Raw genomic sequence first — 26,375 nt, 5'->3', positions numbered from 1 at the left:
CTTTGTTATACAGGGTCTTGCTGCGAACGCCGGATTTGCCGGGTCAAAGCATCGCTTAATGCCTGAGCGGCGATCGACAGCGGCAAGCCTGCCGAGCGAGCGATACCAAAATCCTGCGTCGAATGCGGAAGAAACCTTCGTCGAACCACCGGCAAGTGCGGATAGAGATTCGCGTAGAAGCTGCTGATGATGGCCACGCCCAATCCATGCGCAACGTAGGAACAGGCCGAGCTGTTGGTGTGGGTTTCGACCTTAACCGTCTGCTTCACGCCTGCTCGCTTGAACGCTTGGTCCAGCCCCATGCGGTTCGGCCGCTGACGACCGATCAGGATCAGCGGTATACCCCGCAAGTCCTTGACCGACACTTCCTCGAGTGCGGCCAGTGGATGATCCTTATGGATCACGCAGACGCTTTCGCCGCTGGCAACATGCTCGACTTCCAGGGTCGGGCCGGTCTGCCCTTCCATTCGAAGAAAGCCGATGTCGATGACGCGCTCTTCGAGCAGCTTCTGGATCGCCGTGGTGCTTTCAAAGAAAGTTTCGATGCGAACACCGGGAAAGTCGCGGGCGTACTCGACGAGTATCGCCGGCGCAAAGTTCTCCCACATGCTGCTCGGCAAACCGATGCGCACGATATCCGGCCCATCGGCCCCGCTGCGCAGATCTTCCGCATGGCCGTTCATCCGTTCTACGGCAAGAAGGACGTTTTCGGCATCGCGGCCCAGCAGTTCCGCCTCTGGCGTCGGAACAAGCCGGCCTTTGTCGCGTGCAAACAGAGTAACCGAAAGGTCGGCTTCCAATTGCTGAAGCAACCGGCTCACACCGGACTGGCTCAAGCCCAGGGACTTGGCTGCCGCGATTGTGGAGCCGGTCGCGAGCAGCGTGCGCAACACTTCCAACTGTCGTATATTCATGAGCGCTCCATGCTAGGACTGTTCAATGTCTTAGCACGAGCCCTCGCGCAGCACCTATCTGCGCTGCAGTGATCTATTGCTGGCCAGTGCGAGGCATAGCCGGATGCTTGTAGCCGAGAAAGTCCGCCGATTGCGCGAAGGTCAGCAGTGCCCGCCTTGCTTGCTCCACTGACAAGCGTCCCGCCCGTGCAGCAGAGCATGTCCGCCGTGCGGCCTCGTAGCTTGGACTGACACGAACACACGGCCAGCCGCTCAAGAACTCATGCATTTCGCTGAGCGTGCGGATGTCTCGCTTGGTGTCAGGTCCTGTAGGCAGAGGCACGGGTATGTAGAAGGCGTCGGTGGTGATCATGGTTGTCTCCTCCCATCTCAGCCCAACCAACACGGTACTGTATCCGGTTGCCGTGTCTGAACCTTGTCCTTGCCGGACTAAGAATATGACGATCATGTTCCCGGCGAGCAAGAACGATAAGGAGCACTTGGTTGGGCGCGCGGCACGATCCGACTGAGATGTGTCAGCATTCATCAAGCAAGTTTCCGGCGGCAAGCTTGCCCGCGTCACACCGCAGCATATCTTGCCTGCCATGCCGAAGATGCGCGCCAAAGCTGACCTGCCGTCCAAACCCTGCCGCCATTGCTCTCGGCCTATGGTTTGGCGCAAGGCGTGGGCGCGCAGCTGGGACGACGTTCTTTACTGCTCCGACCGCTGCCGCACGCAGGCAGCACAGGAGCGACGCGCTGACAACGGCGCCTCATCCACCAGGGATCACGCATGACAATCGATCCGCGCCGCATCCGGGTGCTCAAGGAAGGGCCGGAGGACACTAAGGGACGCTACGTTCTTTACCTGCTCCAGCAAGCGAACCGGGCCTATAACAACCCTGCGCTGGAATTGGCGATCGAGGAAGCCAACCAAAGGGGCCTTCCAGTTGTTGCATGCTTTGGCCTACTCGATGGTTCCAACGGCTTTCCGGAAGCCAATGCCCGCCACTACGCTTTTCTGCTGCAGGGACTGAGCGACGCTGCGCGCGGTCTAGCGAAACGCGAGATCGGCTTTGTGATCCGCAAATGCTCGCCGGCCCGGATCGCGATCGACCTCGCCGAGGAAGCGGCGCTTCTTGTGCTCGACCGGGGTTATCTCGGCATCCAGAGAGAATGGTACGCGGAAATCTGCAAGGACGTGCAGACGAGCATCGTACAGGTGGAAGGCGACGTTGCCGTGCCTGTGGAGATTGCGTCTTCGCGTCACGAATTCGGTGCGCGCACGTTGCGCCCTAAGATCGCAAACAAACTCGAAGACTTCCTCAGCCCCTTACGTTCGCGCAAGGTGAAACATCCTGCCCAAGAGCTCGGGCTAACAAGCGAGATCGACATATCCGATTCTGAAGCCGTTCTCGCTTCCATGACGCTCGATCGAACTGTCGGTCCCGTCAAGCGCTTCAAGGGAGGCGAAACCGAAGCGCGACGGCGGCTTAAAGCCTTTCTGTCAGGTCCGTTCGAGCATTATGGAGACAACCGCGGCAAGCCGGAAGCGGGCGCTGCCTCCCATATGAGCCCCTACCTGCATTTCGGCCAGATTTCGCCTGTCGAGATCGTGCTTGCGGCCCGGGCTGCCAAGGCTAGCAGGGAAGACAAGGCGGCCTTCGTGGAAGAAGTGGTTGTTCGGCGCGAACTCGCAATGAACCACGTCTTCTATACGGCCAAGTATGACTCCTACGAGGATGCGGTGCCGGAATGGGCACGCCAGACGCTGGCGGAACGAGCAGGAGATGCGCGTCCGCATTTCTACACCGACGATCAGCTTGCCAGGGGCGAAACGCATGATGATGGCTGGAACAGCGCCATGAAGGAGATGCGGGAAACCGGCTACATGCACAATCACCTGCGCATGTATTGGGGCAAGAAGATCCTAGAATGGTCAAGAACACCTGAGGACGGGTTTGACCGAACCTTGCGGCTCAACAACCGCTTCTTTCTCGATGGCCGCGACCCCAACTCCTTCACCAATGTCGCCTGGATTTATGGCCTGCACGACCGTCCGTGGGTCAAGCGCCCGGTCTTTGGCACGGTGCGATACCAGAACGAAAACTCGCTGCGTAAGATCAACCTGAAAGCCTATCAGCAGGATGTCGAGCGGCTTTGTGCGTTGGAAGACGGGAGCTCTCAACCAGCACAGGAAGAGGAAGAGCCTCGGCTGCTCTAGAAAAGCGCCAGTTGCTGCTGCTCGCCCTCACCGTCGACACCCTCCAGGGACGAAAGGGTCACGCCGAGCAGACGGATGCCCTTGCTGACGGGAAACAAAGCTGCCAGCATCGATCCCGCGACATCCGTCATGTCGTTCAACCCGGCGACACAATCCGGCAAGGTGCGGCTACGGGTGATCTGCTGGAAGTCGGCATATTTCACCTTCAAGGTCACCGTTCGACCGCGCAGCTGTTTGGTCAGGGAGTGCTTCCACACTTTGTCAGCGAGCGGCACGAGTTCCTGACGCGCAAGGTCGAAGTCGAAGATGTCGGCAGCGAAGGTATCTTCCGCGCCGATCGACTTACGCTGCCTGTCCGGCTGCACCGCGCGTTCGTCGATGCCGCGCGCAATGCGGTAGTACCAATGCCCAGATTTGCCGAAATTTTGCTGGAGGAAGGCGAGCGATCTTTCGCGCAGATCAGCCCCGGTTTCGATGCCAAGCCGCTGCATCTTGGCAGCCGTAGCGGGACCGATCCCATGGAACTTCTTGATCGCCAGCGACGCCACGAAGTCCGGTCCCAGACGAGGTGTGATGACGGCCTGCCCGTTGGGCTTGTTGAGATCGCTCGCCGTCTTCGCCAAGAACTTGCAATAGGAAATGCCAGCTGATGCGTTCAGCCCGGTCACATCCTTGATGCGTGCGCGGATCAAGGCGGCGATCTCGGTGGCAACGCCGATGCCGTTCTTGTTCTCGGTCACGTCGAGATAGGCTTCATCCAGCGAAAGCGGTTCGATCAGGTCGGTATGCTCCGCAAAGATCTCGCGGATCTGGTTTGACACGGAGCGATAGACTTCGAACCGTGGCTTGACGAAGATGAGGTCCGGGCACAGACGCCTGGCCGTTACTGAAGGGAGTGCCGAGCGTACCCCAAACACGCGGGCCTCGTAGCTCGCTGCGGCCACCACGCCCCGCGCCGCCGAGCCGCCAACCGCCACAGGCTTGCCTCTGAGTTCGGGATTATCGCGCTGCTCGACAGACGCGTAAAAGGCGTCCATGTCGACATGGATGATCTTGCGGATGCGCGGCTCTTCCACACTCGTGTTGTCAGCCGCCTTTTCGGCCAGAATCGATCGATTGTGCATCATCGAAATGGTCGTATTCGTCGCGCGATCTACCTGGAACACTCCGTGAACATAGCAGCCACTAGCGCCTTTGCAAAGTCGTCTGAGCTCCAAATCTCCGCGTTCTGTCCAACGCTAAATCACAACGCCGAAGCCGGTCCTTGCAGCCCGGGCGGCGGTGTGGCTTCGTCGGCATCGGGGTCTCTGCCATGGTGTCGGTCAAGTAGGCGCATGATCGGCGTCACCGTCAGACCATGCATGAGGATCGACACCAGGATCACCAAACCGACAAATGCCCACAGACGCTCAGCGCCTTCCACTCCCTCCATCTGATTGAGGCCGTAAGCCAGATAATACACCGAACCTACACCGCGAATGCCGAAGAAGGCCAGCGTCATCCGTTCCGTCCAGTCGGTTTGGTGCCCAAGCAGGCCGATGAGCCCGGTAACCGGGCGCACAACCAAGAGGATCGCGAGAACAGCAACCACGTCGATCCAGGTGAGTGGCGCGAGCAATCCGCTGGTCAGCGCGCCACCGAATAGCAGCAGCAGCACCATCATCGCGATACGCTCGATCTGCTCGGTCAGCTGGTGCATGTCGAGTTGGAATTCATGATCGCGATGGGAATGGCGGAAGGTCAAAGCTGTGACGAACACGGCTAGGAAGCCATAACAATGAATGAGCTCTGTCAGCCCATAAGAAACAAAGGTCGCCGAAAGCGCGATCAGGCCATCACCAGTTTTAGCCAGCTTGGACTCGGCCGGCACATGAAAGGTGAGCCAGCCGAAGGCTTTGCCAATGGCATATCCGGCCACGACGCCGGCCCCAATCTCCCACAACACATTGTAAGTGAGCCACTTCGTGAACCACGGTTCGCCGGTCGATGCCGCCAGGGCGAGCGCGATGGCCAGATGAACAAAGGGAAAGGCGAAGCCGTCGTTCAGTCCTGCTTCTGAGGTCAAGCCGAAGCGAACCTCGTCCTCTTCGCCCGACTTCGGCGGACCGACCTGGACATCGGCTGCCAATACCGGATCGGTGGGTGCGAGTGCAGCTCCGATCAGAAGCGCAATCGTCCACGAAAGGCCGACCCACCATCCCGCAATGAGCGTGATTGCGCCGATACAAAGCGGCATGGTGATGCCGATCAGCCGCCACGCGACGGACCAGTCGCGGAAACCGAAGATCCGGTCGATCTTCAACCCCGCGCCCATCAAGGCAATGATGACCACGAACTCGGAAAACCGCTCCGTGAACTCCGGATGATTGACGGGAAGCGGATCAAACGAGACGCCGGGGATCGCAAAGATCAGCGCGCCCAAGCCGATGCAGACAATAGGCAAGGAAAGCGGCAGCCTCCGGAGCACCAATGGCAGCCAAGCCACCAAGGCGATTAAGAAGCCGGAACCGATCAGGAGAAGGATGTAAGGATCAGGCGAGACGTTAAAGGGGAAGGTCATGCGGCCCAACGAAGTGGATGAAGATTTGATCCCGCAACCACTTCAACGATGTGCAGGCTAAGATACAGCCGCTTGTTATGGCCATTATGAGCAGGAAAAAAGCGCCCGCGTGCTGAAGGCTTAGCTGCCGTTCATACCGTAGTTGGAACTCTGCTGGCCGCCGACTTATTTACCTTCCCATGGCATCAAAACCGAAAACGACTGCGCCTCTGAAGCTGGTGGAGCAATGGACCCTCACACCCGCAGCAACGCTTGGATCTTCCGTTCGTGCAAAAGGCATTTTGCTCGAGGTTAGAGCGCGCATGCCGTTCCCGGCGAGAAAGTCTCTCGATGTCGAGTTCGGCGCACTCGTCTTGCGAATGGCGGAAGGTGAAAACACCGCGTTCAAAGCCTTATCGGCTCTTGTGTCGAAGACGCTCGATGGGATCGAAGCCCTGCCCGTCATCCCGCGCGAGGTCGAGGACATCCTGACGATCTCTCAGGCCGAGCGTCACCGCTGGCTGAAGGACGGACGCTTGAAGAGCGCAGGCACGCGAACTGTCAAGCTTCGTGGGCGGGCGAAGGCCGTCACCTTCCACGTCTTCGATCCCCGCCACATCGAAGACGTGCTTGATCGCGACCTGCCTTCCCTTTGGCGTGAGGATGATGCCCAAGCCGCTGCCGAAAACCGGCGTCGTACGGCGGGAAAGGCAGCGCGAACGCGCGCGGGAAAGAACAACCAGCCCGCTCCGGATGCACAAAGAGGCGACGCACTCGATCTGCCGCTGAGCGGCTGGGATGCGTTCGAACTGGACGGGCTGCTACGCTGAGGCAGCGAATGGGAAAGTGCATTGATCGAGGAAGCAGCCGCTCCACCCATCTTGCCGACCGGCGAAGTTGCAGGCCAGTCATCCGCTCCCCTGCGGATCGGTACGGCCGGATGGTCGGTGCCGAACGCCGTTTCAGACCAGTTCCCATCTGAGGGCACCCACCTGCAACGCTATGCGGCGCGTTTGGGTGCGGCGGAGATCAACTCATCCTTTTATCGTCCTCATCGGCGGGCGACCTACGAGCGCTGGGCTGCCAGCGTGCCGGAGGACTTTCGTTTCTCAGTCAAGCTGCCAAAATCGATCTCGCATGCGGCATCAAACGAGGATCAGGAAGCGCTGATCGCCCGCTTCTCCGAGGAGGTGCGTGGCCTGGGCGAGAGACTCGGCGTGCTGCTCATCCAGTTCCCTCCGAGGCACGCGTTCGACAGCGTGGCTGCGAACACGCTTTTCGACAGGCTATCAACCGCAGTTCAATGCCCAATCGCCTGTGAGCCGCGCCACGCCAGCTGGTTCACGCCAGCCGCGACTGATCTTCTGGTCGACCACAGAATCGCACGCGTCGCCGCTGATCCGGCTCCAGTCGCACAGGCCGATGAACCCGGCGGCTGGTCAGGCTTGCGATATTACCGGCTGCATGGCTCGCCGGTCATCTATCGTTCCTCCTACGATGACCAGATGCTGGCGCGCATGTTCGATACCTTGGTCGAGGCAACGACTGCGGGTGCCGAAACCTGGTGCATCTTTGACAACACCGCCTCGGCTGCCGCCACGAGCAACGCGCTCACCCTTGCCGGTCTTGCCGAACAAGGATGAGCGCGGCTTGAGTGGATGCTGGCTACTCCGCAGGTACCAGCAGAGGCTCCGTTTCCCCAGCATGCTGGCGCAAAGGCTTTGCTCCGGTCAGCAGACGGGCCAGCATGTAGAAGACCGGCGTCATGAAAATGCCGAAGAAGGTCACGCCGATCATGCCGGCAAACACTGCGATACCCATGGCCGAGCGCATCTCGGCACCAGGACCCGTCGAGACAACCAGCGGCACCACGCCCATGATGAAGGCCATCGACGTCATCAGGATCGGGCGCAATCGCAACCGGCTGGCCTCGATCGCCGCTTCCAGTGGCTTCCGGCCCTCGAACTCCAGCTCTCGGGCAAATTCCACGATCAGGATCGCGTTCTTCGCCGACAGTCCCACCAGCACCACCAAGCCAATTTGAGTGAAGATGTTGTTGTCGCCGCCGGTCAGCCACACGCCGGTCAGCGCCGCCAAGACGCCCATCGGAACGATCATGATGATCGCGAGCGGCAGCGTGAGGCTTTCATACTGTGCGGCGAGCACAAGATAGACGAGCAGAAGAGCCAACGGGAAGACGATAATGCTGGAATTGCCTGCGAGGATCTGCTGGTAGGTCAGGTCCGTCCACTCGTAGTCCACGCCGGACGGCAGGGTCTCGTCCAGGATCTTCTCCATCGCCGCCTGCGCCTGGCCGGATGAAAAGCCCGGTGCCGGCGCGCCGTTGATATCGGCCGAAAGGAAGCCGTTGTAGCGCGTGGTGCGCTCTGGCCCGGCGGTCTCATCCACCTTCAGCAGTGCCGACAGCGGGATCATCTGGCCGGAATGCGACCGAACCTTCAGGTTGCCGATGTCATCCGCCTTTGCACGGAACGCGGCATCCGCCTGAACCCGCACGCTATAGGTGCGCCCGAAGGCGTTGAAGTCGTTAACGTAGAGCGAGCCGAGGTAGATCTGCAGCGTTTCGAACACATCCGTCACCGACACGCCGAGCTGCTCGGCCTTGGCGCGATCGAGATCGGCATAAAGCTGCGGCACGTTGATCTGGTAGCTCGAAAAGATGCCGGCGAGTTCCGGTGTCTGGTACGCCTTGCCGATCACCGCCTTTGTGGCTTCATCCAGCGTTTGGTAGCCGAAGCCCGAACGGTCCTCTATCTGCAGCTTGAAGCCACCGGTAGTGCCGAGGCCGTTGACCGGCGGCGGCGAGAAGATCGCGATAAAGGCATCTTGTATGCCGGCAAATTTGCCATTCAGCGCCATGGCGATGCCGTCGCCTGACAGTTCCGGCGTCTTGCGGTTCTCGAACTCGTCTAGCACGGCAAACACTACGCCGGCATTCGAGCCATTGGTGAAACCGTTGATGTTGAGGCCGGGGAAGGCGATGGCATGTTTGACGCCGGGCTGCTGAAGCGCAATGTCGCTCATCTGCTTGACGACGCTCTCGGTTCGGTCGAGCGTCGCGCCATCCGGCAGCTGAGCAAAGCCCACGAGATACTGCTTGTCCTGGCTCGGCACGAAGCCACCCGGCACGGCATTGAACATGCTGTAGGTCAGCCCGACCAGCGCCAGATAAATGATCATGACGAGGCTCTTGCGCGACAACAGCCCGCCCACTGTGCGGCTGTAGCCGTTCGACGCCGCGCCAAAGACGCGGTTGAAACCACGGAAGAACCAGCCGAACACAAAGTCCATCGCGCGCGTCAAACGATCCTTCGGAGCGTGATGTCCCTTCAGGAGCAAGGCCGCGAGCGCCGGCGAAAGCGTCAGCGAATTAACCGCCGAGATCACAGTGGAGATTGCAATCGTCAGCGCGAACTGCCGGTAGAACTGTCCCGATAGGCCGGAGATGAAGGCGAGCGGCACGAACACCGCCACCAGAACCAGCGCGATCGCGATGATCGGGCCTGACACTTCCTTCATCGCGCGATAGGTCGCTTCGCGCGGGGCTAAACCGTTCTCGATATTGCGCTCGACGTTTTCAACCACGACGATCGCGTCATCGACGACGATACCGATGGCAAGCACCAGGCCGAACAAAGTCAACGCGTTGACCGAGAAGCCGAACATATACATCACGGCAAAGGTGCCGATGATTGAGATCGGAACGGCCAGCAGCGGAATGATCGAAGCGCGCCAAGTCTGCAGGAAGACGATGACGACGATCACGACCAGCGCCACGGCTTCGAGCAGGGTATCAACGACCTTCTCAATCGATGCGCGGACGAATTCGGTGGTGTCGTAGACGATCTCGTATTTCACACCTTCTGGCATCGCCTTCTGCAACTCGTCCATCGTGGCACGAACATTGTCCGCGATCTCGATCGAGTTCGAGCCGGGCGCCTGAAGCACGGGGATCGCCACGGCCGGCTTGCCGTCGAGCAGCGAGCGCAGCGTGTAATCGGCAGCGCCAAGCTCGATACGGGCGACATCACGCAGCCGCGTGATCGCGCCATCCTCATTGGTCTTGACGATGATGTTGCCGAACTCTTCCGGCGTTTGCAGACGGCCTTGCGCGTTCACGTTGAGCTGCAAGCCCACATCCGGCAGGCTTGGCGACGCGCCGATGATGCCCGCTGCCGCCTGGACGTTCTGTCCGCGGATGGCATTGGTGATGTCGCTCGCGGCCAGTGAATGTTCCGCCGCCTTCTGGGGATCGATCCAGATGCGCATGGAGTAATCGCCAGCACCGAACACCTGGACTTGGCCGACGCCCTCGATGCGCGCCAGACGGTCCTTCACGTTCAAGGTCGCGTAGTTTCTGAGGTAAGTCAGGTCATAGCGATCGCCGGTGGAAACGAGATTGACCACCATGATGAAGTCCGGCGAGCTTTTCACGGTCGTGATGCCGAGCGAGCGCACTTCCGACGGAAGCCTCGGCTCCGCCTGCGAAACGCGGTTTTGCACCAGCTGCTGCGCCTTGTCCGGATCGGTGCCGAGCTTGAAGGTAACGGTCAGCGTCAGCACGCCATCCGATGTCGCCTGACTTGACATGTAAAGCATGTCCTCGACGCCGTTGATCTGCTCTTCGAGCGGCGTCGCCACCGTTTCGGCAATGACGGTCGGGTTCGCGCCCGGATAGGTCGCGCGCACCACCACAGATGGCGGAACGACTTCAGGATATTCAGAAATCGGAAGCGACCGCATGCCCAAAAGGCCCGCCACCACGATCAAAACCGACAACACGGCGGCAAACACCGGCCGGTCGACAAAAAACCGGGAAATGTTCATTGTGAACCTACCTCTACGGGTCGAACAGATAATGCTGGTCGTCGCCCGCAGTTTGATGACTGCGAGCATCCAGTTCCAGGCTAACTAAACATGCGCAGGCGGCATCGACCGATTATTTGGCCGCTACCTGGCCTTCAACTTCGGGTGCAACAACGGCGCCGGGGCGAATATGCTGGAGCCCGCTGACGACGATCCGGTCACCCTGATTGAGGCCGTTCTCGACGATGCGCATGCCATCAACGGTCGTGCCGAGCTCAACGGGGCGATAGTCGACCGTGTTGGCCTCGTTGACCGCGAGGACGAACTTCTTGTCCTGATCGGTGCCGATCGCGCGCTCGCTGATCATCAAACGATCTTCGGCCTTTGGCTGGCCCATGCGGACCCGCACAAACTGCCCGGCGATCAACCGACCATCAGGATTGCCGAACTCGGCGCGAACACGGATCGTGCCGCTGGTCGCGTTGACCTGATTGTCGACGAACTGCAGCGTGCCTCGTACCGGCCGTGCATTGGCGGCCAGGGTCGTCACCTCGACCGGAATCTGATCGATTTCCGTGACGCCATTATTGACCGGCAGTTCCGCGAGAACGCTGGCAACAAAGGCTTCGCTGACATCGAAGCTGGCGTAAATCGGGTCGATCGACACGATCGTCGTCAGCGCCGTGGATGCCGAACCACCGGCCACCAAATTACCGACGGAAACATCGATTTTGCCGGCTCGCCCGGAAATCGGCGCGCGAATCTCGGTGTAATCTAGGTCAAGCTGGGCCACCTTCAGGCCCGCTTGCGCCGATTGAACAGCTGCGGTTGCATCCCGCTGCGTGCTTTGGCGCTGAGCCAGATCGCTCTGCGAGATGGTCGTCTTGGCAGCCAGTGTACGGCCGCGTTCCAGTTCGGTGTTGGCGAGTTCCAGCTTCGCTTCGGCTGAAGCAACAAGACCCTGCGCCTGAGCCACGGCTGCCTTGTAGGGCTCAGGGTCGATGCTGAACAGCAGATCACCCGCCTTCACCAGACCACCCTCCTGGAAGTGGACGGACTGGATCTCTCCGGCAACGCGCGGCCGTAGCTGAACGCGATCGACCGCTTCAAGCCGCCCGGAAAATTCCTGCCAGGTAATGACACTGCGCGACTCGACTGTCGCGACCTTGACCGGCACAGCGGGAGCCGCTTGGGCAGCGGCCGGCGCCGCATTCGCAGCCTTCGGCATATCGAGATAAAATGATGCGCCTGCAATCAGCGCAGCAACGCTCATTCCGGCACCCCACAGGGCCCAGTTCTTGATCTTCGATGACATCTTATTCTCCTGGGCAACTCCGATTGCCCGCTTGTTCAATTCGCCGACACGACGCGTATGCTGAAAAAGAAAATGGCCCTTAGGTCCCGGCTACGCCCTTCAGAAATGTCCAGCGCGTACGTCTTCTCTGAACCTGGTTTCCATCATAATAACATTTACAAGTATATGCTGATACTCACACTAAAAGGCTTGTAGGTTTGTTGTACTAGGTACTGAAATCTCTCTAGTGGACGCTTTTTATAAACTGCGAAAACTGAGTGCAGAACGAGGGGATCCACTTGCCGGTCCCTTCTTTATAAAGACTCGTCCAGCCGCAATTGGCTTCAAACACATGCTGGAAAACCTCGACATCACTAGCCTTTAGCCGATCCGCGTAGCTCAGCACCTCGTCGTGCAGCGGATCGTCTTCCGACGTGATGACCAATGCCGGCGCCACTTTCGCCAGCCGTGAACATAGGCATGGCGCCGCATAAGGATGCTGGAAGAAGGAACCGATATAGTGGCTCCATCCGTCCGACCAGGCTTCTCGCATACCCAGTCTATCAGCAGTCCGAAAAGACGCCGTCGCCATCTGCGGATCGACCATCGGAGAGAAGAGCATCTGCCCTTTCAACTCGCCCGGCAGCAGATCGCGCGCCTTCAGTGCCACGCCCGCCGCGACATTCCCGCCAGCTTCGTCACCGGCAACGAAAAGGGGCGACTTCACGCTAGCGCCGAACTCCTTGCGCCGACCCGCGATGTCGGTCAGCGCCTGGAACGCGCATTCCATCGCCTTCGGAAAGACATTGCGCGAGATGGTGCCATAGTCCGCCTCTAGAACGATGGCACCTGTTTCAGCCATCGCCTTGGCAATCGGCCGTTCAACCTCGCCGCGGTCTCTGTCGAGAAATGCCCGGCCGCGCAGATAAAGCACGATGGGCGGGATCTTGCTGATCCTTGCTCCATCATAAAGCCGCATGGGCACAGGCGACGCAGTCACCTTGCTCATCTGGTCTTTATTCGATTGCGCCGACATGTTCGTCTCGAAGCCGCTTGGCAAAACTGGTTGCTTGTTGTGAGTTGAATATTATTATCTCGTTCAAAGATCACAAGCCGATCATTTTTGGCTTCACTATTCGAAAATGTTGGATAATCTGGGCTGGCTATGGACCAACTATCAGCAATGCGGGTGTTTGTCCGGGTGGTGGAGACAGGGAACTTCACACGTGCAGCGGCCGCCCTGGACATGCCGAAGACCACCGTCACCAACATGGTTCAGGGCCTTGAAGCGCATCTGCATACGACGCTTCTGAACCGAACGACGCGCCGGGTGATGGTGACCACGGATGGCGCGCTCTATTACGAGCGTGCGTTGCAGATCCTGTCGGAGATCGATGAACTCGATGGCTCGATGTCGCATTCCCACGCAGGTCCATCAGGACGATTGCGCGTCGAGATGGCGGGCGCCTTTGCCGATCTCATCGTGATCCCAAACCTGTGCGATTTCTACATGAGCTATCCGCAGATACAGCTCGATATCGGGGTCGGCGACCGGCTGGTCGATTACATTGCCGAGAACGTCGACTGCGCGCTACGCGGCGGCACACCGACCGATCAATCGCTGGTGGCGCGCAAGGTTGGAGAACTGAAGATGCGCACCTTCGCCTCCCCGCTCTATCTCGAAAGACATGGAGCGCCGACACATCCTAACGACCTGACCGAAGGCCACCTTGCGGTGGGCTATCTCAACGCCGCCGCCGGTCGGGTTTTATCCATGGAATTCTGCCGCGGTGACGAGGTCATCGAAATCCCGCCGCGCTATGCGATCTCGGTCAACGATGCCCGCTCCTACGTCAACGCCATAATCTCCGGCATCGGTGTGGGCCAAGCCGCCAGCTTCATGGTGAAGGACGCCGTGGCACGAGGAGAACTCGTGGAGATCCTCCCGGATTGGGAATGCGAGGTCTTGCCTCTTTACATCGTGTACCCTCAGACCCGCCACCTCAGCAACAAGGTGCGCGTCTTCGTTGATTGGCTGGCCAAGCGCGTGCAGGCGCTGAAGGAGCCTGACCAAGGCAGGCCGCGCTGGGAGGCAGCAGAATGACGGCGACCATTTGGAGCGACGATGGCGTTCGCAATCTGTTGCGGCGCATGTTTGACGCCGCTGTTGCGAGCGCGGATCCCTTGAAGACGGTTGCGCAGAATCTTCCAGCGAAGCCGGAAGGCCGGTGCGTGGTCATTGGCGCCGGCAAGGCTTCTGCGGCGATGGCGGCGGCGGTTGATGCAGCTTGGCCCGATGTAGACCTGTCGGGCGTCGTCGTCACCCGCTATGGACATGCAGTGCCCGCCGGCCGCATCCGCATCCTGGAAGCGGCTCACCCGGTTCCAGATGCCATGAGCCTGGAAGCAGGACCCGCCTTGGAGAAAGCCGTCCAGGGCTTGACCGACAAGGATCTTGTGATTGCCCTGTTTTCCGGCGGCGGGTCCTCCCTTCTGGTCGCCCCAGCCGGAGCCATGTCGCTCGCCGACAAGCAGGCCGTGAACAAGGCCTTGCTCCACAGTGGAGCGACCATCCGCGAGATGAACGCCGTGCGAAAGCACCTGTCGCGCGTGAAGGGTGGACGTCTCGCCTTGGCTGCGCAGCCGGCGAAGCTCGTCACGCTGGTCATTTCAGATGTACCCGGCGACGATCCCTCGGACATCGCCTCTGGCCCGACCGTCGCCGATGTCTCCACGATCGAGACCGTCCGCGAGATCATAGCACGCCGCCGCATCGATCTCCCCCAAAGCGCACAGCAGTTTCTCATGGAGCACGTGGAAACGCCCAAGCCCAGCGACATCACAGGCGACGTCCGCATCATCGCAGCGCCCGCCCTCGCTCTCGACGCAGCAGCACTTGTTGCGGAAGAAGCAGGATTGCACCCTTTGATCCTGGGTGATGCGCTGGAAGGCGAAGCGCGTGAGATGGGAACTGTGCTCGGCGGCATTGCGCGCTCGGCTAAGCACAGGGGCCAACCAATCAAAGGACCGGCTGTGATTCTGTCCGGTGGCGAAGCAACAGTCACCATCGGCTCGGGCTCAGCCGGTCGTGGCGGCCGCAACACGGAGTTCCTGCTGGGGCTCGCCGTGGCTCTCGACGGCCAAGAGGGTATCTGGAGCATCGCAGGCGACACCGATGGGATCGACGGTACCGAGGATGCCGCCGGCGCGATCATCACACCCGATACGCTGGCGCGCGGAACGCAGGCCGGCCTGGACGCGAAAGCCTATCTTGCCGCCCATGACAGCTACAGCTTCTTCGAACGGCTGGGTGATCTCGTAAAGACCGGCCCTACGCTCACGAACGTCAATGATTTCCGGGCGCTTGTCATCGTGTAAGCTGGAGAATGAGCTCTTTGCCGACCGTTATCCCGAGCGCGTTTAACAACCCAGCTCGAGAACAATATTCTCAAGGAAATGGTGGCGTTGGAACTTCATTCCTCAACAAAACAACTGCATTCAGATAGCTGTTGCCAGACTTAGTGGGTCTTGTTCGTAACCTCTGGGCTCTCTCTTGGCTAAGCCCGGTGGAACAGAGAGCCCCCGTCCCTTGCTAGCCCGCGCAAACCCAGTGCGGGACCAGCCGCTACCACCGTTTAGAAAGGCCGTTCCATGTCCAGGCTTGAACTGCGCACCATCAAAAACGCACCGGAAGAAGCCAAGCCGCTTCTCACCAAGGCTGAGGCGTCCAATGGTTTTCTTCCCAACCTCTTGCGCGTGCTCGCCAATGCGCCGACCGCGCTTGAAGCGTATCTGACGCTTGGCGGCATCAATGGCCGTGCTTCCCTGTCGCTGGCCGAGCGCGAGGTCGTGCAGATCACCGCTGCTGCGATCCATGGCTGCGGCTTCTGCGTCGCCGGCCACACCGCCGTTGCCACCAAGAAGGCCGGGCTTGATGCAGGCACGGTCGAAGCCCTGCGCAGCCGCGGCACCATCGAAAACGCGAAGCTCGATGCCGTTGCCCGCTTCACCGAGGCCGTCATCGCCGGCCGTGGCGCTGTTGCCGATGCCGAGTTGGAAACCTTCAAGTCAGCCGGTTACGATGATCAGGCAGCCCTCGAAGTCGTGCTTGGCGTCAGCCTGGCCACGCTCTGCAACTTTGCGAACAATCTCGGCCAGCCGCCGCTCAACGAACAGCTTCAGCAATTTGCATGGACCAACCCGGCCCAGGCAGCCGAGTAGCATCATGCAGGGCAGCAGCACCACGGCCGAGACCAAGCGCTTCTCAGACTGGATCGAAACGGCAGCCGACGCGATCGATCGCGGCGAAGAACCGGCTTCGAACATCCTGCCGCAGCTCGCCGCGGCGGGCTATCCGGCGATCGGCGTGCCGGCTGCTTTTGGCGGTTCAGGCGGTGATGTCGTCAATGCGGTGAACGCTATTGCGGACGTTGCATCGCATTCCCTGGCCTCAGCCTTCGTGCTGTGGAGCCAGCGCGCTTATATCCAGTTCCTGCTCGATAGCTCGAACCAGGGTCTGCGCGAGCGCCTGCTGCCGAACCTTCTAGCGGGTCGTCTCGCCGGTGCTACAGGCCTGTCCAATGCCATGAAATTCCTCGGCGGCCTCGAACCCCTGCAGATCTCGGCCACTGGCTCGGATACACTCACGCTCAACGGCAAGATGCCTTGGGTGACGAACTTGCGCCCAGAGGGCTTCCATGTCGCTGGCGCGGTGGATCATGAAGATGGCCGCGTCCTTGTTGTTTCTTTCGCCCATGACGATCCCGGCCTGACCAGGACCGAGGATCTTGCCTTGATGGGCATGCGATCGGCCAACACCGCGGCGCTGGCCATCAACAATGTGCGGATCAGCAATGACCGCATCATCAGCACCAACGCAAGGGAATGGCTGCCGAAGTCGCGCCCGGCCTTTGCCGGCCTGCAATGCGGCATGTCGATTGGCTTGGCGAAGCGCGCGCTGACCGAGGCAAAGGCGTGCGCAGGTGCCGGCCGGGGCGTTCTCGGTGAACCGCTGGCGCAACTATCGCGGCAGCTTGATGATGCCCACGCGCGCCTTGCTGCCGGTTTGCGTTCCCAGGCCTTCGTGACAGACGCCTCCCCACTGTTCGAGCTTCGCATCAAGCTTGCCGACATCGTCGCGCAAGCCGTTCAGCTCGAGCTGCAAGCGTCCGGCGGACGCGCTTATCTGGAAGAACCCGGCCGCGCTTTTGCCCGGCGCTGGCGCGAAGCCGCCTTCATCCCCATCATCACGCCAAGCATCGTCCAGCTTCGTACAGCTCTCCAACAACGCTGGAACGCCGCCTGATGACATCAGGCCCCGGACCCGTTCTGGAAGCACACGGCATTTCCCTCCAGTATGCGGGGCAGAGCGCCCCCGTCTTGAAGGACTTCGACTTTTCGCTCGGCAAGAGCGAGGTGGTCACGCTTCTCGGGCCAAGCGGCGTCGGCAAGTCCAGCCTCCTGCGCGTGTTGGCCGGGTTGCAGGCACCTGCCTCCGGCACCATCCGCATCGATGGCGAAGCCTTGTCCGACGTTCATCCACGCCTTGCAATGAACTTCCAGAACCCCGGCCTGCTCCCATGGCTCGATTTGGAAAAGAACGTCGCTTTCGGCCTCGACTTTGCTCGCCAGCAGAAGCTGTCGCGCGAGGAACGCCAGAACCGCATCGACGCGGCCATCGCGGAAGTCGGTCTCGATCATGCCCGCCGACGCCGACCATCCGAGCTATCGGGCGGCATGGCGCAGCGCGCAGCACTTGCCAGGTGTCTGGCTCGCAAGCCGGAAGTGCTGTTGCTCGACGAACCCTTCGGCGCCCTCGACGAAATCACCCGCGCCGAGATGCAGGATCTGCTGCTCAAGGTCGTGCGTGACCTTCGAACGTCAGCCGTCCTCGTAACCCACGACATCGACGAAGCGCTGCTTGTGTCCGACCGCATCATCCTGCTCGGCGGCTCGCCCGGTCGAGAGATCGGGCAATGGACGATCGATCTTCCGAAACCGCGCCATGATGCCGTGTCCGAACTCGGCCGACTGCGTATCGATATTCTTTCCACGCTCCGCAATGCGCGGCTCCACCACTGACAGGAGGGTTCATGCTGACCGACGATTTCTTTTCCCGACGCGACCTCCTTAAGCTGTCTGCTTTGCTGACGGCCTCAGGCGCCTTACCCTTCCTGCGTGCCGGTGAAGCGCGCGCCCAAGAGCCGGATGCGCCCGTTCGAATCGGCTATCTGCCGATCACGGATGCCACGCCCCTGCTCGTCGCGCATGGCAAAGGCTTCTTCGACGCCGAAGGCCTCAAGGCCGAGAAGCCCGTGATGTTCCGCTCCTGGTCGCAGATCGTGGAGGCCTTCCTCGCGGGCCAAGTCAACGTCGTGCATCTCCTGTCGCCGATCACGGTCTGGGCGCGCTATGGCAGCAAAGCGCCGGCCAAGGTCGTGGCCTGGAACCACACTGCCGGCTCCGGTCTCAGCGTCGCACCGGACATTAACGCGGTAAAGGATCTCGGCGGCAAGACGGTCGCCATCCCTTTCTGGTATTCGATCCACAATGTGGTTCTGCAAACTCTTCTGCGCGAAAACGGCCTGACGCCGGTCTCCAAGAAGACGGGCACGCCAGCCGCCGACGAGGTCAACCTCGTCATCCTGCCGCCCGCCGACATGGTGCCGGCGCTGGCAGCCGGCACGATCGCCGGCTACATCGTGGCCGAACCGTTCAACGCGGCGGGCGAAGCGCTCAATGTCGGCAAGATTCTGCGCTTCACCGGCGATGTCTGGAAAGACCATGCCTGCTGCGTGGTCTTCATGAAGGAAGCCGACCTGAACGACCGTCCCGAATGGTCGCAGAAGGTGGTCAACGCGATGGTCAAGGCGCAGCTCTGGACACGCGAAAACCGCGCCGAGACCGCCCAGCTGCTGTCGAAAGACGATCCGAACCGCTATACCCCGCATGCAGCGCCGGTTCTCAAGCGTGTCCTGGCGCCGGAAGAGGCCGCCATCCAGACTTACGTCGACAGCGGCGCGATCCGTCACCCGGACTGGCGCGAAAAGCGCATCGACTTCCAGCCCTACCCCTTCCCGAGCTACACGGAAGAGCTGGTGCGCCGTTTGAAGGACACGATGATCGAAGGTGACCGTGCCTTCCTCGATGCGCTCGATCCGGCATTCGCCGCCAAGGATCTCGTCGATGATCGCTTCGTCAAACAAGCACTCGAAGCCTCAGGCGGGCTTCAGGCTTTTGGTCTCGCTGGCGATTACACCCGCGAAGAGATTATCGCAGCGTGAGCGTTCAGTCCGAGCCCCTGTCTGCCAACGACCTTGCGCCACCCTCAGCGCCGGCGCTGAACGCGCGCGCAAATCTCTTGCGCGACCGCTCGCTCCGTCTGGTTCTTGGCTTGCTGGGCTTGGTAGTCTTGTTGGCAGCGTGGTGGCTTGGCACCGATGTGCTTGCCCGACCCGACAGCTTCGCCGCGCGCTTCTCGCCGACCGCTACCCTGCCCGCGCTTGGCGAGTTGCTGAAAGGCTCCGATCTGCCGCTGCATGTCATGGTCAGCTTACGCCGCGTGCTGGTTGGCTTGGCGATCGCGCTTGCGCTCGGTGTGCCTATCGGCATCCTCGTTGGCACGTCACGCTTTGCTGAAGCCGCAACCACGCCGGCCTTCCAGTTCTTGCGCATGATCTCGCCGCTGTCATGGATGCCCGTCGCCGTCATGGTGTTTGGCGTAGGCGACGCCCCCATCTACTTCCTGATCGCCTTCGCAACCATCTGGCCGATCATGCTGAGCACGGCCGCCGGTGTCCGCGCCCTTGATCCGCAATGGCTGCTTCTGTCGCGCAGCCTCGCCGCCACCCGCTGGGAAACGCTATCGCGCATCGTCATCCCCGGCATTCTCGGCCATGTGCTCACCGGTGCGCGGCTTGCTATCGGGATCGCCTGGATCATTCTTGTGCCCTGCGAAATGCTCGGCGTGTCGGCTGGTCTCGGCTACTTCATCCTCGATACCCGCGACCGCCTCGCCTATCCCGAGCTGATGGCAACCATCCTGATCATCGGCTTAATCGGCTTTGCGCTCGACTCCCTTGCTCGCGCCCTTGTCCGCCGTTTCGCACCGGGACAAGCCTGACGATCAACGCGCCTTCTTGAGCGCAAAGGCAGACAGGTCATAGCGGGCAGGACGCTCTTGAACCATGTCGGCAACGACCTGCCCCATGCCCGGCCCAATGCCAAAGCCATGTCCGCTCATGCCGGTCGCGATGGTCAGGCCGCCGATCGGCGCCTTATCCACCAAGGGCAGCGCGTCCGGCATCGTATCGATCATGCCGGCCCAAGTCGACTTGATCTTCGGCTTGCCGATCGATGGGAGAGCTTCCGCGAAATAGCCGCGGATTTTTTCGAGTTCAGTCTGGTTGGGTTGTGGGTCGAGAACCCGGCACTGTTCGAAGGGGCTCTGTTGATCCGGCCTCCATGTCCGCGGTGTGCTCCAGGCATCCGGATAGGTCTTCGGCGCAAACAGCTTGAAATGCGTTCGCCCAAAATCCTCGCGCAGTTGCGGCAGATAAGCGAACAAATTGCGGAACGCGTCGGGTCCGATGAAGAAGTCATGCGTCGACCACGGCGTCAGCGTATAGCCTCCGTCCGCGCGGCGACGGATCGCGAACCGATCATCACACGCCGCAGCCGGGAAGAAGGCGGGCAATACGTCTGTGCTGATCACCGAGGAGACCACACCGAGCTGCTGTATCCGCACGCCATGAGCGGCAAGGAACAGTGAGCTCCAGGCGCCTGCAGCAACCACAACCCGCTCGCACCGAACCAGGCCTGCCTCGGTTATCACGCCGGCGACGTGCCCAGCCGCATTGTCGAGCGACCGCACCGCGCAACCCTCGCGAATGATGACCCCGTCTTCAACGGCGGCCTGCGCCAAAGCCGGCACGGCAACAAAGGGCTCCGCCATGGCGTCCGAGGGGGTGATGATGGCGCCCATCCAGCCAGCGCTGTTCGGCAACATGGCTTCGGTCTCGCGGCGCGTCAGCAGGCGCGTGTCGGCACCGTAGCTTCGCGCACCAGCGAGCCACGTCTCATATTCAGCCAGCTTCTTTTCGTTGCGTGCCAGATAGGTGATGCCGCGCTGCTGGAAGCCGATACGCTCAAGCAGCTTAGGGTCCATGTCCTTCCACAGCCGGATCGTATCCATCATGATCGGGAGCTCGGAGTAGTCACGGCCTTGTTGGCGAATCCAGCCCCAGTTGCGACTGGACTGTTCGCCCGCCACCCTTCCCTTCTCGCAGACGAGAACCGACAGACCGCGCTTCTTCAGCGCCCATGCCGTCATGACGCCAATGATGCCGCCACCGATGACAGTTACATCAACCGCCTCTGGCAGCGGTCCGTTGAAAGCCGCCTTGTTGCTCATGGAGATTGGAAAGCTGGACATGGCGGGTCAAAATCTCGATGCACGATAAGGATGGAGGTCGATGGCGGGCGGTTGATCGGCAACGAGATCGGCAACAAGCCGCCCCGTTGCCGCCGACAGGGTTACGCCGAGGTGCCCATGACCGAAGGCGTAGATGACGCGAGGGTTGCTATCCGAGCGACCGAGCACCGGCAGTGAGTCCGGCGTCGAAGGCCGATGCCCCATCCACCGGTTTCCCGCCTGCCAATCCGCCAAGGCCGGCAGAACCTCGAGCGCCTGCGGCAAGAGCGCTTCGATGCGCCGGTAATCGGGAGCAGCCGTCAGCCCCGCCAGCTCATCACCGCTGACGAGGCGCAATCCGTCCTGCATCGGCGAAAGAACGAATTCCCGGCTCGGGAACACGACAGGCCCGTTCAGCAGCGTCTCAGATCCACGGCCGAAGCTGATATGATAGCCGCGCTCCGTATCCAGGCAGACACGATCGCCGATTTGCTTGGTGAAACCTGCGGACCAAGCACCTGCGGCAACAATCACCCGATTGAACGGCCTTGTCGTTCCGGCCGCCACCAATGCTAAGCCATCGTCCCGCTGATGCAGACGATCGACCTGAACAGGCTCGACCTGCGCACCTCTGGAGCGAGCGGCCTTCAAGTAAGCCTGCGCTAGCGATCGCGGCGAGCGCACATTGCCGGCGTTCGGCTGATAAAGCCCACGGAAACATGCAGCCGGATTGAGCGTCGGTTGGAGTTCCAGGACTTGCACCTTGTGCAGCACCTCATGAACGACACCTGCGCGCTGCATCAACCGCCGTTCAAGCGCTGATCCCTCGAACTCTTTTTCGGACGCGTAGACCTTTAGCCAGCCTTCTTGGCTCAAGAGGTCGGATACGCCCGCATCACTCGCCAGGTCACGATGCGCTTCAAATGCTTCCGCCACCAGTGGCGACAGTGCTGCGGAGATTCGGTCGACCTCCGGCAGAGTGCCGTGGCGAACGAAACGCCGGAGCCACGGAAGCGCCTTCAGCACATGATGTCGCCGTAGCACGGCAGAAGATGTCCGTGAGAACAGGTAGCTCGGCAGCGAGCGGAGCACTGCCGGCGTTGCCGTCGGCGTCACCGAGCCCGTGACGATCGCGCCGGCATTGCCGTAGGATGTTCCAGCGCCAGGCTCCTTCGGATCGAACACCGTAACCGCGTGGCCATCTCGGGAGAGCGTCAGAGCCGTCGCGCAGCCGACGATACCAGCCCCGATGATCGCGACCGAAAGCTTACGACCTTCTGGCGAGCGCTCCTGCCTCTGTGCCATCCCCTCACCTGTGCGATCGTGCAACGGCACTAGTGGTGCAGGACCTTGCTCAGGAAGTCGCGCGTGCGGTCATGGGTGGGATTGCCGAAGAAGCTCGCCGGCTCGCCGCTTTCCACGATCGCTCCCTGATCCATGAAGACGACGCGATGCGCGACCTTGCGCGCAAACCCCATCTCATGTGTCACGACCATCATCGTCATGCCTTCCTTGGCGAGGCTGACCATGACATCCAGCACTTCGTTGATCATTTCCGGATCAAGCGCCGATGTCGGCTCGTCGAACAACATGATCTTGGGCTGCATGCAAAGCGATCGCGCGATCGCCACCCGCTGCTGTTGTCCGCCGGAAAGCTGGCTCGGATAGTTGTTCATGCGGTCGGCAAGTCCGACTTTCGCCAACAGTGCCTTGCCTCGCTCGACCGCTTCCGCCTTGGAAAGCCCGCGCACATGGATGGGCGCCAGCGTCACGTTTTCCAGCGCCGTCTTGTGCGGATAAAGGTTGAACTGCTGGAACACGAAGCCGACTTCCATGCGCAACTCGCGCAAGGCGGCGTTCTTTGCACCGAGATCGGTGTCGTCGACAACCAGCTTGCCGCCCTGGAACGGCTCAAGCCCATTCACGCATCGGATCAGCGTGCTCTTGCCGGATCCCGAGGGGCCGCACACCACCACGACCTCGCCTTTGGCGACGTCGAGATTGATGTCCTTCAGTACATGAAGGGCGCTGCCGAACCATTTGTTCAGGCCTTGGAATCGGATCATCGGCACGTCCAATCGAGTAAGCGGGTCTCTGCAGGCATCGGCTTCGACGGCTACAGGACGGATGTTTGCTGGCGGCGCTCCATGCGGCGCGCCACGAAGATCATGGGATAGCAGATGATGAAGTAGCCGATGCCGACGACCCCGAAGACCAGCAGGCCATTCGGTATGTTCTGGACGATCATCCAGCCGGACCGGGTCAGGTCCATGATGCCGATGGCGGAGATCACCGACGAGTCCTTCACCAGCAGAATGAATTGCCCAACCAGCGAGGGCCGGACGATGCGCAACGCCTGCGGCAAGATCACCAGCCGCAGCTGCTGCGAGTACCGGAACCCGGAAGACAGCGCAGCTTCACTCTGCCCCTTCGGGACAGCCTTGATGCCAGACGCAATGATCTCCCCGATGAAGCAGGCTGAGAGGTTCGACAAGGCGATGACGCCGGCCGAAAAGGCGGAAAGCTCAATCCCGACCGTCGGCAGGATGAAGAAGCAGATAAAGACCTGCACAAGAAACGGCGTGCCGCGAAACAGGTCGATGTAAAGACCGGTCAGCGCCGACAGCCAGCGGATGCGCCCTGCCCTGATGATCCCGAACAACAGCCCGATCACGCATCCGACCAGAAGCGACAGAAGCGACAACGAGATCGTCATGCCCAGTCCCTTTAACAGGATGGGCCAGTAGTTCAGAAGGCGTTCGACATGGAACCAGAACATGCGCTCCTCCTAGGATCGGCCGGGTACGCGGTCGAACCGCGACCAGAAACCCGCAAGCGCCTTGAGCAGGTAATAGATGATTAGGAAGCCTGCGGCAGTCGCAGCTAACCCCTCAACCGGCATGAAGCGATCGAGCGCGATCTGCTGCCCGACGCGTGCCAGTTCCACCACGGATATCAGCGACAGAAGCGAAGAGTCCTTCACCAGCACAATCGCCTGGCCGATCAAAGGCGAGACCGTCGGTCGGATCGCCTGCGGCAGGATGATGAAGCGCATGCGCTGGAAATAAGTGAAGCCGGAACTCATAGACGCTTCGAACTGGCCGCGCGGGATCGCCAGAATGCCGGATCGGATGATCTCGGCGACATAAGCACCGGAATTCAGCGCCAGCGCGATGATGCCGATGACGATCTCGGGCAGCAGGATGCCCAAGCGCGGCAATCCGAAATACAGGAAATATAGCTGGGCCAGCAGCGGTGTCGCGCGAATGCAATCGACATAGGCGATCGCCGGCGCGCGCAGCCAGCGCAGCGGCTGGATCGTCAGCGCGCAGGCAAGGATCCCCAGGATCATCGCTCCCGCGAAACCCAGACCGGACAACATCAGCGTGTTCAGGAAGCCCTGCCAAAGCGCAGGGAAATAATCCGCTATGACGCGAATGTTCAGATTGCCCAGCATGGATCACCTGGATGGGTTTGCTAGCGAATGGTGCGGGCACGAATGCCCGCACCGTGGATCCACTTTAGTGATCGTTCTGCCACTTGTTGGAGTTGACCCAGTAGTCCAGGTTTTCCTTCAAGCGGCCATCCTGCTGGACGGTGTCGAGGAAGAGGTTGGTCCAGGTCAGCAGGTCCTGCGAGTCATAACGCACGGCATAGGCCAGCGGCTCGGCAGTCAGCATATCTGGGAACACGGTGAAGGTGTTTTCCGGATAGTTCAGCACCTGCGCTGCAACAGCCGTGTTGTCGTTGACGCCGCACTGCGCCTGCCCCGACGCCACTGCATCGAGAACAACCGTGCCGCCGCCCTTGAACGACTTCATCTCGCCCTCGGGAAAGAACTTCGGCACGCTCTTTTCAGCGGTTGAGCCGAGAATGACCGCGATTGTGGTACCCGGTTTCTTGCAGTCTTCGACGCTCTTGAAGTCACTGCCACTCGTTGTGAAAGCGACCGCGCCAACGTGAATCCACGGCTTGGTGAAGGCGACCTTGGTCGCGCGCGTCAGCGTGGCCGTCATGTCGGCAGCCAGAATGTCGGCCTTGCCGGACATCAGGGCCGGGATCAGACCATCCCAGTCGAAGTCAAGATACGTCACCTTGACGCCCATTTCCTTGGCCATCAATTCGGTGAGCTGGATGGCGCTTCCAGTGCGCGCGCCGGCCTTATCCATGAAGGAGTAAGGAGGACCTTGCGTCTGAACTGCGACGCGCAGTTCGCCGCGCGCTAGGATGTCGTCTAGCGTTCCGGCTTCCGCCGAATGGGTCGTTGCCGCCGTTCCCGCCAATGCAAAGAGCGAAGCAGAAAGAAGGAGTTTGGTGAGTTTGGCTGTCATTTCGTGTCCTGTTCCCCATTAAGACTTCTTAGTATCCAGCACCCGGCATGTCCGGCTGATCAGACTTTCATGGCGGTCTCTTCGGCAGACTGCTCGGCTGAATTGATTTCCCAAACGCCTTTCGGCAGGTTGAGCCACTTATTGTGGGACTTCATCACGACGAAGGTCTCGCTGCCGCGGATAACACCCGGCTCCACAAGCGCAGGCAGCAGCTCGCTGGTCACTCGGTAGAGTGCATCCATGTCGCCCTCGAACATGACTTCGCAAATCAGGTCATAGCGTCCGGTCACGATGCTGACCGAAGTGACGAACGGCAGTTCGGACATCTTGCGGGCCACCTCGTCCAGACGGCCGTTCGCATAGGCATGAATTCCAAGGATGGCGACGGTGAGTTCCGGACGCTCTGCAATGTTCAGCAAGCCGGCGATCTTCAGCAGGTTCTGATCGATCAGCGACTTCAATCGTGCCCGAACTGTCGGCGGGCTGAGTTCAAGCCGTGCGGCAACCTGGTTGGCGCCTTCCCGAGCGTCGTTCGAAAGAAGCTTCACGAGCTTTCGATCGATCTTGTCGAGCGCTGCACGCATAAACCCGGATGTCCCCCCACACCTTCCTGGTTCGCATTTTTTTCCGAAACAAAGATCTTGTCAATGTAGATTATCCAAGCGGCAAAAATAATCGACTTTTTCTTTCCGATTGCTCACGTGCTTCCTACCCTGCGCGACCGGCTGAAAAGGCAGAAGGGTAAAATCGCCGGTTGATGTGGAACTTAAACTTAATCTCATTGCGAGAGTGTCGGCTGCGGCAGGAGGCCGGATGCAGACCGTCATCACATGTATTCAGCAGGCGCACGACGGC

At 60.6% G+C, this 26,375-nt stretch carries 25 protein-coding genes; 11 read left to right on the top strand and 14 right to left on the bottom strand.

Translation table 11 applies throughout. The annotated features are described in order from the left end of the window. Positions 1-5: 5 nt before the first annotated feature. Both RTX98_RS01005 and RTX98_RS01000 read right to left on the bottom strand, forming a co-directional pair. Positions 6-914: a LysR family transcriptional regulator gene (locus RTX98_RS01005; protein ID WP_312793983.1), complete on the bottom strand. Its 909-nt coding sequence runs from the start codon at positions 912-914 to the stop codon at positions 6-8. A 73-nt stretch (positions 915-987) separates the two neighbouring features. Then, on the bottom strand, positions 988-1,266 hold the full coding sequence (locus RTX98_RS01000; protein WP_312793982.1) for a DUF982 domain-containing protein: 279 nt from the start codon (positions 1,264-1,266) through the stop codon (positions 988-990). Positions 1,267-1,498: 232 nt separating this feature from the next. Between RTX98_RS01000 and RTX98_RS00995 the strand changes: the two genes are divergently transcribed. Both RTX98_RS00995 and RTX98_RS00990 read left to right on the top strand, forming a co-directional pair. Then, positions 1,499-1,690, top strand: coding sequence for a DUF2256 domain-containing protein (locus tag RTX98_RS00995; protein WP_312794035.1), 192 nt, complete (start codon positions 1,499-1,501; stop codon positions 1,688-1,690). Continuing rightward, positions 1,687-3,117 (top strand): deoxyribodipyrimidine photo-lyase, encoded by a 1,431-nt coding sequence (locus tag RTX98_RS00990; RefSeq protein WP_312793981.1) that lies wholly within the window; start codon positions 1,687-1,689, stop codon positions 3,115-3,117. The genes RTX98_RS00995 and RTX98_RS00990 overlap by 4 nt, the downstream gene beginning before the upstream one ends. Here the strand turns inward: RTX98_RS00990 and dinB are convergent. Both dinB and RTX98_RS00980 read right to left on the bottom strand, forming a co-directional pair. Further along, complete coding sequence (dinB, locus tag RTX98_RS00985; protein WP_416223042.1) at positions 3,114-4,154, bottom strand: DNA polymerase IV; 1,041 nt, start codon at positions 4,152-4,154, stop codon at positions 3,114-3,116. The two genes, RTX98_RS00990 and dinB, sit on opposite strands and share 4 nt — an antisense overlap. Positions 4,155-4,360: 206 nt before the next feature. Further along, positions 4,361-5,677: a sodium:proton antiporter gene (locus RTX98_RS00980; protein ID WP_312793979.1), complete on the bottom strand. Its 1,317-nt coding sequence runs from the start codon at positions 5,675-5,677 to the stop codon at positions 4,361-4,363. A gap of 302 nt (positions 5,678-5,979) precedes the next feature. On the opposite strand from RTX98_RS00980, the gene RTX98_RS00975 reads away from it, so the two are divergent. Then, positions 5,980-6,486 (top strand): hypothetical protein, encoded by a 507-nt coding sequence (locus tag RTX98_RS00975; protein WP_416223040.1) that lies wholly within the window; start codon positions 5,980-5,982, stop codon positions 6,484-6,486. A gap of 21 nt (positions 6,487-6,507) precedes the next feature. Next, positions 6,508-7,299: a DUF72 domain-containing protein gene (locus tag RTX98_RS00970; protein WP_312793976.1), complete on the top strand. Its 792-nt coding sequence runs from the start codon at positions 6,508-6,510 to the stop codon at positions 7,297-7,299. Positions 7,300-7,321: 22 nt separating this feature from the next. On the opposite strand, the gene RTX98_RS00965 is transcribed toward RTX98_RS00970, so the two are convergent. The 3 genes from RTX98_RS00965 to RTX98_RS00955 all read right to left on the bottom strand — a co-directional run bounded on the left by RTX98_RS00965 (position 7,322) and on the right by RTX98_RS00955 (position 12,813). After that, positions 7,322-10,504, bottom strand: a complete 3,183-nt coding sequence (locus RTX98_RS00965; protein ID WP_312793975.1) for a multidrug efflux RND transporter permease subunit — start codon at positions 10,502-10,504, stop codon at positions 7,322-7,324. Positions 10,505-10,616: 112 nt separating this feature from the next. Continuing rightward, positions 10,617-11,798: an efflux RND transporter periplasmic adaptor subunit gene (locus RTX98_RS00960; RefSeq protein WP_312793974.1), complete on the bottom strand. Its 1,182-nt coding sequence runs from the start codon at positions 11,796-11,798 to the stop codon at positions 10,617-10,619. Between the two features lie 223 nt (positions 11,799-12,021). Further along, entirely contained in the window at positions 12,022-12,813 is a 792-nt protein-coding gene (locus RTX98_RS00955; protein WP_312793973.1) for an alpha/beta hydrolase, read from the bottom strand. Positions 12,814-12,942: 129 nt separating this feature from the next. On the opposite strand from RTX98_RS00955, the gene RTX98_RS00950 reads away from it, so the two are divergent. The 7 genes from RTX98_RS00950 to RTX98_RS00920 all read left to right on the top strand — a co-directional run bounded on the left by RTX98_RS00950 (position 12,943) and on the right by RTX98_RS00920 (position 19,899). Beyond that, positions 12,943-13,881 carry a LysR family transcriptional regulator gene (locus RTX98_RS00950; RefSeq protein WP_312793972.1) on the top strand — a complete coding sequence of 313 codons (939 nt, stop codon included), beginning with the start codon at positions 12,943-12,945 and terminating at the stop codon, positions 13,879-13,881. Beyond that, positions 13,878-15,155: a glycerate kinase gene (locus RTX98_RS00945; protein WP_312793971.1), complete on the top strand. Its 1,278-nt coding sequence runs from the start codon at positions 13,878-13,880 to the stop codon at positions 15,153-15,155. Before RTX98_RS00950 ends, RTX98_RS00945 begins: the two co-directional genes overlap by 4 nt. 273 nt (positions 15,156-15,428) lie before the next feature. Continuing rightward, positions 15,429-15,998: a carboxymuconolactone decarboxylase family protein gene (locus RTX98_RS00940; RefSeq protein ID WP_312793970.1), complete on the top strand. Its 570-nt coding sequence runs from the start codon at positions 15,429-15,431 to the stop codon at positions 15,996-15,998. Between the two features lie 4 nt (positions 15,999-16,002). Then, entirely contained in the window at positions 16,003-17,082 is a 1,080-nt protein-coding gene (locus tag RTX98_RS00935; RefSeq protein WP_312793969.1) for an acyl-CoA dehydrogenase family protein, read from the top strand. Further along, positions 17,082-17,858 carry an ABC transporter ATP-binding protein gene (locus RTX98_RS00930; protein ID WP_312793968.1) on the top strand — a complete coding sequence of 259 codons (777 nt, stop codon included), beginning with the start codon at positions 17,082-17,084 and terminating at the stop codon, positions 17,856-17,858. The genes RTX98_RS00935 and RTX98_RS00930 overlap by 1 nt, the downstream gene beginning before the upstream one ends. 11 nt (positions 17,859-17,869) lie before the next feature. After that, positions 17,870-19,060: an ABC transporter substrate-binding protein gene (locus RTX98_RS00925; protein ID WP_312793967.1), complete on the top strand. Its 1,191-nt coding sequence runs from the start codon at positions 17,870-17,872 to the stop codon at positions 19,058-19,060. Continuing rightward, positions 19,057-19,899, top strand: a complete 843-nt coding sequence (locus RTX98_RS00920) for an ABC transporter permease (protein ID WP_312793966.1) — start codon at positions 19,057-19,059, stop codon at positions 19,897-19,899. Before RTX98_RS00925 ends, RTX98_RS00920 begins: the two co-directional genes overlap by 4 nt. A gap of 3 nt (positions 19,900-19,902) precedes the next feature. Here RTX98_RS00920 and RTX98_RS00915 read toward each other — a convergent pair whose 3' ends face one another. The 7 genes from RTX98_RS00915 to RTX98_RS00885 form a co-directional block, all read right to left on the bottom strand. Further along, on the bottom strand, positions 19,903-21,210 hold the full coding sequence (locus tag RTX98_RS00915) for an FAD-dependent oxidoreductase (RefSeq protein ID WP_312793965.1): 1,308 nt from the start codon (positions 21,208-21,210) through the stop codon (positions 19,903-19,905). 6 nt (positions 21,211-21,216) lie between these two features. Then, a complete protein-coding gene (locus RTX98_RS00910; protein WP_312793964.1) occupies positions 21,217-22,494 on the bottom strand; it encodes an FAD-binding oxidoreductase in 1,278 nt (425 codons plus the stop codon). Between the two features lie 29 nt (positions 22,495-22,523). Continuing rightward, complete coding sequence (locus tag RTX98_RS00905) at positions 22,524-23,255, bottom strand: amino acid ABC transporter ATP-binding protein (protein WP_312793963.1); 732 nt, start codon at positions 23,253-23,255, stop codon at positions 22,524-22,526. 50 nt (positions 23,256-23,305) lie between these two features. Then, positions 23,306-23,968: an amino acid ABC transporter permease gene (locus tag RTX98_RS00900; protein ID WP_312793962.1), complete on the bottom strand. Its 663-nt coding sequence runs from the start codon at positions 23,966-23,968 to the stop codon at positions 23,306-23,308. A gap of 9 nt (positions 23,969-23,977) precedes the next feature. After that, positions 23,978-24,646, bottom strand: coding sequence for an amino acid ABC transporter permease (locus RTX98_RS00895; protein WP_312793961.1), 669 nt, complete (start codon positions 24,644-24,646; stop codon positions 23,978-23,980). A gap of 64 nt (positions 24,647-24,710) precedes the next feature. Then, on the bottom strand, positions 24,711-25,520 hold the full coding sequence (locus RTX98_RS00890; RefSeq protein WP_312793960.1) for an ABC transporter substrate-binding protein: 810 nt from the start codon (positions 25,518-25,520) through the stop codon (positions 24,711-24,713). A 59-nt stretch (positions 25,521-25,579) separates the two neighbouring features. Further along, entirely contained in the window at positions 25,580-26,104 is a 525-nt protein-coding gene (locus RTX98_RS00885; RefSeq protein ID WP_312793959.1) for an Lrp/AsnC family transcriptional regulator, read from the bottom strand. Positions 26,105-26,375 lie beyond the last annotated feature (271 nt).

This window comes from Tianweitania sp. (assembly GCF_032053605.1).
Lineage (GTDB): Bacteria > Pseudomonadota > Alphaproteobacteria > Rhizobiales > Rhizobiaceae > Tianweitania.
Note: the sequence above shows the minus strand (reverse complement) of the source record. Positions and strands in the feature narration are given on the sequence as shown.

Bases quoted from the DNA above. Each gene is read 5' to 3' on its own strand.
- RTX98_RS01005 (WP_312793983.1), bottom strand. From the start codon at position 914: ATGAATATACGACAGTTGGAAGTGTTGCGCACGCTGCTCGCGACCGGC.
- RTX98_RS01000 (WP_312793982.1), bottom strand. From the start codon at position 1,266: ATGATCACCACCGACGCCTTCTACATACCCGTGCCTCTGCCTACAGGA.
- RTX98_RS00995 (WP_312794035.1), top strand. From the start codon at position 1,499: ATGCCGAAGATGCGCGCCAAAGCTGACCTGCCGTCCAAACCCTGCCGC.
- RTX98_RS00990 (WP_312793981.1), top strand. From the start codon at position 1,687: ATGACAATCGATCCGCGCCGCATCCGGGTGCTCAAGGAAGGGCCGGAG.
- dinB (WP_416223042.1), bottom strand. From the start codon at position 4,154: ATGGACGCCTTTTACGCGTCTGTCGAGCAGCGCGATAATCCCGAACTC.
- RTX98_RS00980 (WP_312793979.1), bottom strand. From the start codon at position 5,677: ATGACCTTCCCCTTTAACGTCTCGCCTGATCCTTACATCCTTCTCCTG.
- RTX98_RS00975 (WP_416223040.1), top strand. From the start codon at position 5,980: ATGCCGTTCCCGGCGAGAAAGTCTCTCGATGTCGAGTTCGGCGCACTC.
- RTX98_RS00965 (WP_312793975.1), bottom strand. From the start codon at position 10,504: ATGAACATTTCCCGGTTTTTTGTCGACCGGCCGGTGTTTGCCGCCGTG.
- RTX98_RS00960 (WP_312793974.1), bottom strand. From the start codon at position 11,798: ATGTCATCGAAGATCAAGAACTGGGCCCTGTGGGGTGCCGGAATGAGC.
- RTX98_RS00955 (WP_312793973.1), bottom strand. From the start codon at position 12,813: ATGTCGGCGCAATCGAATAAAGACCAGATGAGCAAGGTGACTGCGTCG.
- RTX98_RS00950 (WP_312793972.1), top strand. From the start codon at position 12,943: ATGGACCAACTATCAGCAATGCGGGTGTTTGTCCGGGTGGTGGAGACA.
- RTX98_RS00945 (WP_312793971.1), top strand. From the start codon at position 13,878: ATGACGGCGACCATTTGGAGCGACGATGGCGTTCGCAATCTGTTGCGG.
- RTX98_RS00940 (WP_312793970.1), top strand. From the start codon at position 15,429: ATGTCCAGGCTTGAACTGCGCACCATCAAAAACGCACCGGAAGAAGCC.
- RTX98_RS00935 (WP_312793969.1), top strand. From the start codon at position 16,003: ATGCAGGGCAGCAGCACCACGGCCGAGACCAAGCGCTTCTCAGACTGG.
- RTX98_RS00930 (WP_312793968.1), top strand. From the start codon at position 17,082: ATGACATCAGGCCCCGGACCCGTTCTGGAAGCACACGGCATTTCCCTC.
- RTX98_RS00925 (WP_312793967.1), top strand. From the start codon at position 17,870: ATGCTGACCGACGATTTCTTTTCCCGACGCGACCTCCTTAAGCTGTCT.
- RTX98_RS00915 (WP_312793965.1), bottom strand. From the start codon at position 21,210: ATGTCCAGCTTTCCAATCTCCATGAGCAACAAGGCGGCTTTCAACGGA.
- RTX98_RS00910 (WP_312793964.1), bottom strand. From the start codon at position 22,494: ATGGCACAGAGGCAGGAGCGCTCGCCAGAAGGTCGTAAGCTTTCGGTC.
- RTX98_RS00905 (WP_312793963.1), bottom strand. From the start codon at position 23,255: ATGATCCGATTCCAAGGCCTGAACAAATGGTTCGGCAGCGCCCTTCAT.
- RTX98_RS00900 (WP_312793962.1), bottom strand. From the start codon at position 23,968: ATGTTCTGGTTCCATGTCGAACGCCTTCTGAACTACTGGCCCATCCTG.
- RTX98_RS00895 (WP_312793961.1), bottom strand. From the start codon at position 24,646: ATGCTGGGCAATCTGAACATTCGCGTCATAGCGGATTATTTCCCTGCG.
- RTX98_RS00890 (WP_312793960.1), bottom strand. From the start codon at position 25,520: ATGACAGCCAAACTCACCAAACTCCTTCTTTCTGCTTCGCTCTTTGCA.
- RTX98_RS00885 (WP_312793959.1), bottom strand. From the start codon at position 26,104: ATGCGTGCAGCGCTCGACAAGATCGATCGAAAGCTCGTGAAGCTTCTT.